General features: G+C 42.8%; 10 protein-coding genes, 1 tRNA gene and 1 pseudogene. 6 read left to right on the top strand and 6 right to left on the bottom strand.

Annotated features, from left to right (window positions below):
• Window positions 1-2: 2 nt before the first annotated feature.
• The 4 genes and pseudogenes from rnc to COU90_02945 all read right to left on the bottom strand — a co-directional run bounded on the left by rnc (window position 3) and on the right by COU90_02945 (window position 2,702).
• Window positions 3-692 carry a ribonuclease III gene (gene rnc / locus COU90_02960; protein PJE64384.1) on the bottom strand — a complete coding sequence of 230 codons (690 nt, stop codon included), beginning with the start codon at window positions 690-692 and terminating at the stop codon, window positions 3-5.
• A gap of 530 nt (window positions 693-1,222) precedes the next feature.
• Window positions 1,223-1,669 (bottom strand): annotated as a pseudogene (gene nusB, locus COU90_02955) (transcription antitermination factor NusB).
• Between the two features lie 69 nt (window positions 1,670-1,738).
• Window positions 1,739-2,020, bottom strand: a complete 282-nt coding sequence (locus tag COU90_02950) for a 50S ribosomal protein L32 (protein PJE64383.1) — start codon at window positions 2,018-2,020, stop codon at window positions 1,739-1,741.
• 76 nt (window positions 2,021-2,096) lie between these two features.
• The gene (locus COU90_02945) at window positions 2,097-2,702 is read right to left on the bottom strand and encodes a ribonuclease HII (protein PJE64382.1); all 606 of its coding nucleotides are present in this window, start codon (window positions 2,700-2,702) and stop codon (window positions 2,097-2,099) included.
• A gap of 183 nt (window positions 2,703-2,885) precedes the next feature.
• Between COU90_02945 and secG the strand changes: the two genes are divergently transcribed.
• The 5 genes from secG to trpS all read left to right on the top strand — a co-directional run bounded on the left by secG (window position 2,886) and on the right by trpS (window position 8,190).
• Window positions 2,886-3,239 carry a preprotein translocase subunit SecG gene (gene secG, locus COU90_02940; GenBank protein ID PJE64381.1) on the top strand — a complete coding sequence of 118 codons (354 nt, stop codon included), beginning with the start codon at window positions 2,886-2,888 and terminating at the stop codon, window positions 3,237-3,239.
• Window positions 3,240-3,341: 102 nt separating this feature from the next.
• The gene (locus tag COU90_02935) at window positions 3,342-5,084 is read left to right on the top strand and encodes a hypothetical protein (protein PJE64380.1); all 1,743 of its coding nucleotides are present in this window, start codon (window positions 3,342-3,344) and stop codon (window positions 5,082-5,084) included.
• Window positions 5,085-5,127: 43 nt separating this feature from the next.
• Window positions 5,128-5,209: transfer RNA gene (locus COU90_02930), tRNA-Leu, on the top strand.
• A 148-nt stretch (window positions 5,210-5,357) separates the two neighbouring features.
• Entirely contained in the window at window positions 5,358-7,172 is a 1,815-nt protein-coding gene (locus COU90_02925) for a ribonuclease J (GenBank protein ID PJE64379.1), read from the top strand.
• A gap of 37 nt (window positions 7,173-7,209) precedes the next feature.
• On the top strand, window positions 7,210-8,190 hold the full coding sequence (gene trpS, locus COU90_02920; GenBank protein PJE64378.1) for a tryptophan--tRNA ligase: 981 nt from the start codon (window positions 7,210-7,212) through the stop codon (window positions 8,188-8,190).
• Window positions 8,191-8,209: 19 nt separating this feature from the next.
• Here trpS and manB read toward each other — a convergent pair whose 3' ends face one another.
• Entirely contained in the window at window positions 8,210-9,577 is a 1,368-nt protein-coding gene (manB, locus tag COU90_02915; GenBank protein PJE64377.1) for a phosphomannomutase/phosphoglucomutase, read from the bottom strand.
• Between the two features lie 236 nt (window positions 9,578-9,813).
• Between manB and COU90_02910 the strand changes: the two genes are divergently transcribed.
• A complete protein-coding gene (locus COU90_02910; GenBank protein PJE64376.1) occupies window positions 9,814-10,272 on the top strand; it encodes an NTP pyrophosphohydrolase in 459 nt (152 codons plus the stop codon).
• 211 nt (window positions 10,273-10,483) lie between these two features.
• Here the strand turns inward: COU90_02910 and COU90_02905 are convergent, their stop codons facing one another.
• Window positions 10,484-11,509, bottom strand: coding sequence for a cell filamentation protein Fic (locus COU90_02905; GenBank protein PJE64375.1), 1,026 nt, complete (start codon window positions 11,507-11,509; stop codon window positions 10,484-10,486).
• Between the last annotated feature and the right edge of the window lie 107 nt (window positions 11,510-11,616).

The raw sequence follows: 11,616 nt of genomic DNA, 5'->3' as shown, positions 1-11,616 counted from the left end.
CATCACTCCCACTCCTTTATCTTAATACCATTTTCTGCGGCATGCTGTTGCGCAATTTGTTTTGACGACCCTTCTCCTTCGGCAACAAGATTATCTCCGATATATACTCCCACAATAAAGTTTTTGGCATGATCAGGTCCCCATTCTTTTATAACATGATACGTAGGCGTAATACCTTCAACTTCCTGTGCTTTTTCTTGAAAATAACTTTTTGCATCCCGATATAATTTCTTTTCCAGAACCTCATCCATATAAGGAATAAGGACACGCATAATGAAGGCCTCCGCAACATCATACCCCCCGTCCAGATAGATTGCACCTATAACGGCTTCCACCGTATTTGCCAAAATATACATGCGCGCCTTGCCTTCATCCTTGGCTTCACCGCGAGAAAGAAGTAAAAAATCGTTAAGATTCAGATCGGCCGCCAAACGCGTAAGCATGATAGAATTTACCAATGCCGCACGATAACTCGTAAGCTCGCCTTCCGGATTCTCAAAATTAAGATACAAATAACGCGTTACCGCCAGTTCCAAAACAGCGTCACCTAAAAACTCAAGACGCTCATTTTGCGGAAGCGGCCATGACGGATTTTCATTTAAATACGATCGATGCGTCAGGGCTGATTTTAAAAGATCTTTGTCGTTAAAAGTTACCCCAAGAATTTCTTCAAGTTTAGTTACGTCTTTCATAAGAGAAATATTAGGTTTTAGGTGCCAAGCTTTAGAGTTTCCCCTCTAACCTGACACCTACAACCTACAAACTAATTTATAATTTCAAGCGCTTTCGCAAAAAATCCACGAACATCATCGTACATTTTCAGATCGGAAAGTTCTTTTTCCGCAAACCACCGTACATCATCAAGACCGCCCGTTTCCTTAAGTGTGAGTTTTGTGTCCGCTGTTTCCAGTAAAAAATAGGTAACACGTCGACGCACACGCCCTTTTTCGGGATCATGCGCCACGTATTCATTCTCGCCCAATTTCTCCACTACATGGGAATGCCCCAGCCCGGCTTCATCCAAAACTTTCCGGATTGCGGTGTCTTCCAATTTTTCGTGCTCTTCAGGGCTTCCTTTCGCGAGCGTCCAATATCCAAAAACATCATGTACAAGCGCGAAATGATTGGTATTTTTTTCTTTCCGAAATACAACCGCCCCTACTTTATTTTCCACAGGAAGCTCGGCACGCTCTTCGGGAGACAAGTCTCTGCGTACTTTATCCTCTTTGCCCGGTTCACCAATTTCCCGATATACCGTTCCCAGCACACCGTTAATAAACTTGCCGGAATTTGGCCCGCCAAATGTTTTCGCAAGCTCAATAGATTCATTAATGGCAACCTTGGGCGGCACTTCTCCATATTTTCCAAACAGAAGCTCAAAAAGACCGATGCGAAGAACATTGCGGTCTACAATTGCCACTTGTTTAATGGGCCACTCGGGTGCGGCCTTCTCAATAATGGCATCAATATCACTTGCATGATCAAGCACACCGTCTACTAAATTTTTAGCAAACGCTTTTTCCTCAAGTCCGGGACCAAACTCGTCAATATCCCGCTTTAATATGGAGGACACATCTTCACGCGAAACCAAAATACCGATGGTTTCTTTAAAGTCCCATTCGTAAAGCGTCTGCATGGCAATAGATCGCGCAAGATGTCGTGAAGCCATTTTAAGGAACTAGTTTAGATAGTAGATTTAGCTTACATTGAGAAAATAAACCCGTCTTTCTTTGTTTAATTAACTTTTGGACATTTCTTCCATACTAGGTTCGCCTTGCGGCTGGTTACTCGGTTCGGTGGCGGCAAGTTCTTTCTCTTTCTGTTTTCGTTCTTTTTTCGTGAGCTTTGCAAGTACGTCAATTTCTTCCCGCCCACGATACGTACCGCAATTTGCGCATACATTATGCGGCATTATTATTGATTTACATTTCGGACATGTACCCGCCTGAAGAGGCTTAAGCCCGTGATGAGCCCGCCGTTCGTTTCTATGAGCCTTTGTGTGCCTCATGCGTATAGACATACGAACACTCTACAACATAAAAAAATAAAGAGCAAGGGGGTATAAAGTTGGGGTAACTTTGTAGTATATAGTTCGCTTATTTTATAAAATTCCGGCAAAAAGACTTGCGATGGTGACGCGAGAGACCATGTTTAATAATATTATCCATATGCAATCGCGTGCCGTACCCCTTATGCTTATCAAAACCATATACGGGATATTTTTCATGAAGCCGGCACATATAGGCATCTCGGCATACCTTGGCTACAATGGACGCGGCGGATATAAGCGCATTAGTTTCGTCCCCTTTTATAATAGTTTCCTGGTGGGTAAATAAGTCAGGCGCATGCAATCCTCCATCCAACTGAACAACACACTCTGAATGAAAAATTGATGGGTTTTCCGTTAACAGTTTTTCCAAAACATCCGCTACCGCTTTTCTAAGCGCACGACTTATGCCACCGCTATCAATTTCGCCAGCATGTATTGATGAAACCGCATAAGGAAGCTGTTTTGTTATTTTCATCGCCCATTCAACCCTTCTTTTATGACTTAGTTTTTTTGAATCTTTTATGCCACCTAAACCGAAATCATTCGAAAGCTCTTCCCCTTCTCCGAAAAAGGCAACGGCACCAAGGGTAAGGGGCCCTGCCAACGGTCCGCGTCCTACTTCATCTATACCAATAATATATTTGCGTTTCATGCTATACTTTGAGTATACCGCAGTAGATAGGAAACCATAAACACCGTTATTTAAAGTAAGTGATTGTCATTTATTTCATCAAAGAAAAGTATTCATATTCTTATCCTTGGTTGCGCTATTCTTGGTGTATATTATTGTAATAAACCATTTGACTTATCAAGCAACCTGTAGTACGCTACGGGAATGAATCTTGGACAAATCTTGATCTATGCGGAAGTCGGCATATCCATCACACTTGGCGCTGTTATCCTCTTACAACAAAAAGGGACGGGTCTTTCTTCAACATTTGGCGGAGGCGGATTTTATCAGAGCAAACGAGGTGTTGAAAAAGGACTCCTAATTGCTACTATTATACTAAGTGCGCTCTTTTTGCTTGTTGGCCTTCTTACCATTGTGGTAAGCAAGACAATTCAGCCGGCGACAACCGAGTCGATCAATATAGAAACCGTCCCCCTAACGGATGAATCCGGCGCACCAACTATTCCTTCCATCAACACAATACCGAACGCCGTACCTACAGGGGAATCAAACGAATAATATTTTGGAGCATGGAATTTGGGATTATTACCATAATAATCTTGTGTTCGATACTCTAAACCGATCTCTGTTTCCTTATTTTTGTCACTTCTTTAATTTATCGTGCAAGAAGATTCCGATAATCATTTACAAAAACCTTCGCGTATACTACGCTTTCGCGCCGCAACTCGCCTCTTAACACGAAGTGAGAAAGGTATATATGCGCTTTTTGTTGTTTTATTGATAGCTTCCGGTATCTACCTTGGTGGTTCGATTAGTCGCGCTTACTCCGTACCCGTACCTGCAAACGGAGGTACGTTGCGTGAAGGCATCATCGGCATCCCCCGATTTATCAACCCTCTTCTTGCCGTATCAAACACCGACAGAGATATGACGGCCCTTACCTATGCGGGCCTTATGCGACTGGATTCCACAGGAACGGTGATACCGAATCTTGCAGAAGATTACACCATTTCCGAAGATGGCATTGTGTACACCTTTCATATTCGCAAAGACGCACGTTTTAGCGATGGAACACCCGTAACGGCGGATGATGTGATATTTACCATATCTCTTGCCACCAATCCGTCATATCGCAGTCCTTTACGGGCAAATTGGGAAGGTGTTGCCACAGAAAAAATTGATGATTATACCGTACAATTTACACTTGCAAAACCGTACGCGCCATTCCTTGAAAATACAACCGTAGGCATTCTCCCCCGTCATATATGGAGCGCCGTATCTGCGGAAGAATTTACCTTAACACCGCTTAATATAGAGCCGATAGGCGCCGGACCGTTTCGTGTTGTTTCGCTCGAAAAAAACAGCACGGGAGGCATTACTACGTACATTCTTGAAGCAAACACTCACTACGTGCTGGGAACACCATTAATTAATACCCTGGAACTCCACTTTTTTCCCTCACCCGAAGAACTTCTCCTTGCCCTTGAAAATAGACGCATTGATTCAGCGAGTGCCGTTCCTCCTTCCGCCGCCGCACATATCCATGAATCATTCCCCATCCTTCGTCTACCTCTGTCTCGCGTGTTTGGCCTCTTTCTTAACCAGAACACATCGAAAACATTAACCGATGATGTGGTGCGGGACGCTCTCGAGTTAAGTATCGATAAAAACATGCTTGTTGCAAATGTACTTGAAGGAGAAGGTACGCCCGCTTATGGTCCTATCCCACCGGAAACATTTGGTGCATTGGATCAGGATTTTTACAGTGATCGCGCATTTGATCTTGAACGCGCAAAACAGCTATTGACCGATAATGACTGGATTGATATAGATGAGGACGGCATACGTGATAAAAAAATATCCAAAGATGAAACTATCCATCTTTCCTTTACCATCAGCACATCCGACACGCCCGACCTCGTGGAAACGGCGCGCCTCTTACAGACCATGTGGAATGAACTTGGCGCAAAAGTGGAAATTTCCGTATTTGAAATTGGAGATTTTGAACAAAATGTCTTGCGTCCGCGCCGCTACGATGCCGTACTATTTGGCCAGGCTATGGCGCATGATCCCGATCCATTTGCATTCTGGCACTCCTCCCAAAGAAACGATCCCGGACTGAATATAGCCATGTATACAAACCCGCGCGTAGATACCCTGCTTACAGATGCTCATGCACTACCCTCTCCGGAAGAGCGCGAAGAAAAATATCGTACATTCGGAGAATATATCGCTACTGATATGCCGGCACTGTTTCTGTATAGTCCATATTACTTATATGTTCCCGCTTCCTCGGTACACAATATCTCCATTAAAAATGTCGTTCTTCCTTCAGATAGATTCACTGATATACATACATGGTATATAAAAACGAAGAATGTCTGGCAAACAAGCGGAATGTAGTAAGCGGTGAAATCTATAAAAGCTCTGCTAAAAATTATTTATTGCCGGAGTGGCGGAATTGGTAGACGCGTACGCTTCAGGTGCGTATGTTGAAAGACGTGGAGGTTCGAGTCCTCTCTCCGGCACACATTAAAGTATCCGGAAGATACGTTAACTTTTAATTCTTTATCCTTAGAAACCGTATGCAAAAACTATTTGAAAATAAAAAAACTTAATAAAAACTAATCGTATAACACTTATTACCAACTACTCACATTACTGTTAATTAAATTTATGACACCATCACACAAAAAAACGACAAGCGCAAAAACACATACGCGCACTATCACCGCACCAGCAAGGCGTCCCACAAAGGCACGTTCTCACGCAAAGAAGTCATCTTCCCCCTCTGCGGAGAAACAATCGATCCGTCCAGGAAAAGCAAAACTGCGCATTATCCCCGTAGGAGGATGCGAAGAAGTCGGTCGCAATATGACCGTACTTGAATATGGCAATGACATCATTATTATCGATATGGGACTACAATTCCCGGAAGAGAATATGCCGGGCATTGACTACATTATCCCGAACATTTCTTATCTTCTTCCCAAAAAGAAAAACATTCGAGGCGTTATCATAACGCATTCACACTATGATCATATAGGCGGCATACCGCATATCATGAAAGAACTCGGAGGCGGCATCCCCATGTACGGTACCGATATTACGCTTGCTATTTTTATGAAGCGCCAAACCGATTATAAAGATACATCGGTGGAACTTAATACTCATGAAATAACCAGCGATTCTAAAATAAAACTGGGCGTATTTGAATGCTCTTTCTTTGGTGTGTCACATAACATTCCCGGATCTATCGGTGTCGTCATTAAAACGCCGGAGGGCATCGTGGTACACACCGGAGATTTTAAAATTGATGTTAAATCGGACATTGCCGGCAAAACGGAAATCGATAAAATAAAAGCTCTCGGCAAGCAAAATGTTCTTGCTCTCATGTCAGACAGTACCAATGCCCGCGAACCCGGACACCAGTTCAGCGAAAAAGAAATTAAGGTGGAGCTCGAACAAATTATTGCCGGTGCAAAAGGGCGTCTTATTATCGGTACGTTCGCTTCCCTCTTAGGACGCCTCCAACAAATTATTCAGCTGGCGGAAGGACACAAGAAAAAAGTGGTTGTGGAAGGCAGAAGCATGAAAACGAATGTTGAAATTGCTCGCCAGCTCGGTTATATGAAATTTAAAAGTGATACCATTATTCCCGTGCAGGATATTAAAAACTATCCACCGCATAAAGTTATCATTCTGGCAACCGGCGCACAGGGGGAATCAAATGCGGTTCTTATGCGTATCGTTAATAAGGAACATCGATTTTTACGTATTCAGCCCGCCGATACGGTTGTGTTTTCATCTTCGGTTATTCCCGGCAACGAACGTTCCGTTCAATATCTTACCGACAAGCTTTATCGTGACGGCGCCGATGTCATTAATTATAAAATGCTTGATATTCATGCGGGAGGACATGCTAAACAGGAAGATTTGAAGCTCATGATAAATCTGGTAAAACCGAAATACTTAATCCCCATTGAAGGTAATCATTCTTTTCTTAAAATTCACGGGCGCATTGCCATAGAAGCGGGATTTGACCCTAAACGGATTTTCTATCCTGACAACGGTCAGGTCATCGAAATATCCGGCGGCGTTGCGGAATCCACGGGAGAAAAAATTCCCGCCAGTTACGTATTCGTAGACGGTCTTGGTGTTGGCAACGTGGAAGAAGTTGTTTTGCGCGACAGGCAAATGCTTGCCGAAGATGGAATGTTTGTTATTATCGCCGTCGTAGATGCCGAAACCGGAAAAGTAAAAGGATCTCCCGATATTATCTCGCGCGGATTCGTATATTTGCGGGAATCAAAAGAACTTCTCTACGAAACACGCACGCGTATTCGTCGCACCATTGAAGAAGGAACTCAAAAAATGCATCCGCTCAATTTGGCATATGTAAAGGATAAGGTACGAGAAAACATCGGACAATTTTTGTTCACCAAAACACAAAAAAGACCGATGGTCTTGCCTGTTATTATCGAAGTCTAGCAGACGGGTAAATATATTTGGCACATAAATTTAGAATATGAAAAAGACATTCTTAAGCGGCATCAAGCCATCCGGGGAAATCCATATTGGAAACTATTTCGGCGCCACAAAACAATGGGTGAATATGCAAAGAGATTATGATGCGTATATTATGGTTGCCGACCTCCATGCCATCACGGAACCGCAAGACCCGGAAACACTGCGCCGTCATACACTCGAAACCGTAGCGAGTCTTATCGCTATGGGTATTGATCCGGATACTTCTACCTTATTTGTACAGTCTCATGTACCGGAACATGCGGAACTTATGTGGATATTTTCCACCATAACCGCGATGGGCGACCTAGAACGCATGGTTGTATATAAAGAAAAACGTGAAGAAGGAAAAGAAGCCACTGCAGGTCTTTTTATGTATCCTGTTTTACAATCTGCTGATATTCTTATTTACAAAGCGGATACAGTACCCGTTGGAAAAGACCAGATACAGCACGTTGAACTGACACGAGAAACGGCTCGGCGCTTCAACACCCGTTTTGGAGAGCTGTTCCCGCTTACCGAACCGCATGTACTCACGGATAGGAGTAAAATTCTCTCCCTTCAGGATCCTTCTAAAAAAATGTCAAAGTCGCATGGCTCTAATACCTACATTGGCCTATTTGATGAACCGGACAATATCCGGAAGAAAATACAATCCGCCGTTACTGATTCCGGTAGTGATATAGTATCTAATCCCCAAATGCGCCCCGGACTCGCAAACTTAATTGCTATCTATAGTTTATGTACGGGAAAAGATACCGCCACCATAGAAGCAGAATTTTCCGGCAAAGGATATAAAGAATTCAAAGAAGCGCTTGGGGATACTCTTGTTTCGTACCTTGCTCCCCTGCGGGAAAAACAAACGGAACTCCTTTCCGACCCCACCACCCTACATTCCATACTTGAAAAAGGAACGGAAAAGGCCCGAACGGTTGCCGGAAAAACTTTACGCGAAGTATATGATAAAGTCGGTCTTATATAAATTATATCAACCGGCAAAATTACCCGACTTTCAACACGCTTTTAATATCCTTCAGTACCTGCTGGAGGATTTTTTTATCCTTAGCTTCCAGATTAAGGCGAAGAACTCCCTCCGTGTTTGACACCCGCATATTAAACCAAAAATTGTCCGCCTCTACGGTAAGACCATCAAGATAATCCGTTTTTTCATTTTTATATAATACTGCCAAGTCATCAATGATACTATCGGCATTCGTAACAGAAAAATTTAACTCCCCTGTCGTTGCATAACGATCCAAAGGACGCACCACACCGGAAAGAGATTGGTTTTTCTCCGAAAGTATTTGTACTAATAAAAAAAGAGCGTACATACTAGACTCGGCAAAAAACGTTTCCTGAAAATAATAATGTCCCGAAACCTCTCCGCCGACAACTGCCTTATATTTATGCATGGCACGTTTTATAAACGTATGTCCAACCCTGCTTCGTACCGACATGCCGCCCGCTTCGGTTATAACCTCGGAAACCGCCTTACTGGAACGAAGATCATATACCGTCGCCACGCCCGCTTCTCGAGAAAGTGCATGTAAACCAAAAAGCGCTGTCATATACTCGCCGCGTACACGATCACCTTCTGCCGTAATAAACGCAATACGGTCCCCGTCTCCATCAAACGCCACACCCATATCGGCATGCTCTTCTTTTACTGCGCGTTTTAAATCATCAAGCGTATGCTCATCCAACGGATTCGCCGTATGGTTAGGGTAAGTCATATCTATATCTTCGTACAATATAGAATAAGTAATCCCCGTCCCCGCGAGCATATCCCTCAAGATGAGACCGACCATACCGTTACCCGTATCAAAAACAATTTTCTGCGGCCGCCAATCCTTCGGTGAAAATTTACTCCTGACAAATGCTATATAGTCCTTTTTAAGATTAGATATGATCTGCACGCGTCCTTTTTTTTGGGGTAAGGGAAACACGCCGCGCACAACCATATTGCGAATTTCTTCCATACCCGTACCCCCTCCCACAGAAACTAATTCTCTGCGCGACAGCTTGCATCCGTTATACTCCGAGGGGTTATGAGATGCCGTTACCATAATACCGCCATCTACATCAAAATGATTAACGGCAAAATAATGCATAGGGGTTGTCGAGAGACCGGCGTCGAGAACATCACATCCTTCATCAGTAAGTCCGTTTATAATCTCTTTAGTGAGAGACGGTGAACTGGGACGTGCGTCTCCATTAACCAAAACACGAATATGATCTTTTCCCACGGAACCCGACTTAAGGAATGAGGCGAAGGAGCGTCCAATACGATATGCCGTTTGCTCGTTCAACTCTTCGGGATACCGGCCCCGAATATCGTATGCGCGAAATATGGATGAATTAATTTGCATGATCAAACAAACAGTACCTATCGTATTATTAGGACTAAAAGTAGGTATACTATACCATTCATTTAATATATCGTATACTATCAAATACGTATATATAACAATTTTCTCTTTATGAAAATCGGTATGGTTTAAACACAATACGACATACGGACGGCAAACTTATTCCCTTTTCATTTGAAATAGAGCTACCCCCCTCTTAAACAACGACCAATATAAATACTGACAGTATTAACTATATGGATTCCAAACAATCAATATCTGCCGGAGGAGTAATTGTAAAAATGATTGCCGATAAGCCCAATATCCTCCTTATACGGGATCGTGCCTATTCCGACTGGGTGTTACCCAAAGGTCATAGAGAAAACGGAGAAACCATTGAAGACGCCGCTTTGCGGGAGGTCCGAGAAGAAGCCGGATTACAACATATAAAGATTATTCGTCCGCTTGGAACATACACGCGCCATGTAGAAAAAACAGGTGAAGATAAGACAATTCATTACTTTCTCATGACACCAACTCGAGAAGAAAAACATCGTATTACTGAACACAATGAGAAAGATGAGATCGCATGGCATCCGCTTAACGCGCTCCCACCTTTCTACCTCGCGGAACAAAAGGATGTTATTGAAAAAAACATGGATATGATTGTACAGATTGCAAAAGAAAACTCCCATGCCAGCAAGACAAGGGAGTAATTTACTCATCTTATAACAAAGGTAGAATGCGATGATTCAAGGATACAATGGTAAGAAGTTGGTCGCCACAATCCCTAGCCACAACTTCTACACGGGTGCCAATAGATGCTATGCCCTTATAGAACCAGTGGTGCGTCCACACCGAAACCACCTGATTTTCGGATCAAGTATTACGTGCGGTGATTTTGGAAAATTTTTATGTAATGCCATGTTATTTTTTCTTCAATGGTGAGATGTTCTTTTTCGCATTATGCTCCACAGCTTTAATACTCTCCAAGTAATCTTTTTCCGCATTGCTCAATGTTTCCCTTTGATATTTTCTATACTCCGATTCGGCTTTTTTTATTGCCTTCTCATGGCTTACCTTGCCCTGATCACGCAAAACTCCCTCGCCATAATCATCCAATAAGCTATCAAGAGCTTTGATATGATCCGCCATACTCATTGTTTGTTGCTTTATAGCGCGCAATTCTGCTAATTCAAAATATGCTGAAACAAGTCTATTCAATTTTTCCAGTTCTTCGGCAGTCAAATAATTTTTCGCTATGCGCACTTCCTCCAACACAGGCAAATCACCCGTAAAAACCGTCAAACCCATAAATTTTTTCTTACTGTCGGCGCGATTGTAAATAACTTCCGCCGCTGTTTGTTTATGTGTCGCGTAATGCAATTTATTTTGCACAATTTTAAAAAACTTGATTGATTGCAGAGATTTAGGGTCGTAATCCACACTCGTGGCATAAAGGTCAAGAACTTGTCGATACAAGATTTTTTCACTGGAGCGAATATCACGAATACGTGCTAAAAGTTTTTTCCAATAGATTCCGCCACCATTATTTTTCAAAAATTCATCATTCATAGTGAATCCTTGAACAAGGTATTCACGGAGTCGCGTGGTCGCCCAAATACGAAATTGGGTGGCAATGTGCGATTTTACGCGGTAGCCAAGGGAAATAATCAGATCAAGATTATAATGCTCAATATCCCTGGAAACCTCCCTGTCACCCTCTTTTTGAACTGTTCGGAATTTCCGAACAGTTGATTCCGGGGTCAATTCTTTTTCTAGATAGATATTTTTAATATGCTCGCTGATATTGGCTTTACTGGATTGAAAAAGCTCAACCAATTGTGTCTGCGTTAGCCAAACAGTTTCGTCTTTAATCCGCACCTCAAGCTTTGGCTGACCCTTGTCGCCCTCGTAAATAATGATTTGGTTGTTGGCTTGTTTATTTTTCATACGCCGTAGATATATTTGTCTAATCTAAAAAATGATATATCTTATATACTAAGTAGTGGCTACCATAGCGGATTGTGTTTAGAAACCGTACCCGGTACCGATTTCCG

Source organism: Candidatus Ryanbacteria bacterium CG10_big_fil_rev_8_21_14_0_10_43_42 (genome assembly GCA_002793915.1).
In the GTDB taxonomy this organism is placed as follows: Bacteria; Patescibacteriota; Minisyncoccia; order Ryanbacterales; family 2-02-FULL-48-12; genus 1-14-0-10-43-42.
This window is presented reverse-complemented; position numbering and strand designations above follow the sequence as displayed.

Coding starts and splice junctions, on each gene's coding strand:
- rnc (PJE64384.1), bottom strand. CDS start 692: ATGAAAGACGTAACTAAACTTGAAGAAATTCTTGGGGTAACTTTTAAC.
- COU90_02950 (PJE64383.1), bottom strand. CDS start 2,020: ATGTCTATACGCATGAGGCACACAAAGGCTCATAGAAACGAACGGCGG.
- COU90_02945 (PJE64382.1), bottom strand. CDS start 2,702: ATGAAACGCAAATATATTATTGGTATAGATGAAGTAGGACGCGGACCG.
- secG (PJE64381.1), top strand. CDS start 2,886: ATGAATCTTGGACAAATCTTGATCTATGCGGAAGTCGGCATATCCATC.
- COU90_02925 (PJE64379.1), top strand. CDS start 5,358: ATGACACCATCACACAAAAAAACGACAAGCGCAAAAACACATACGCGC.
- trpS (PJE64378.1), top strand. CDS start 7,210: ATGAAAAAGACATTCTTAAGCGGCATCAAGCCATCCGGGGAAATCCAT.
- manB (PJE64377.1), bottom strand. CDS start 9,577: ATGCAAATTAATTCATCCATATTTCGCGCATACGATATTCGGGGCCGG.
- COU90_02910 (PJE64376.1), top strand. CDS start 9,814: ATGGATTCCAAACAATCAATATCTGCCGGAGGAGTAATTGTAAAAATG.
- COU90_02905 (PJE64375.1), bottom strand. CDS start 11,509: ATGAAAAATAAACAAGCCAACAACCAAATCATTATTTACGAGGGCGAC.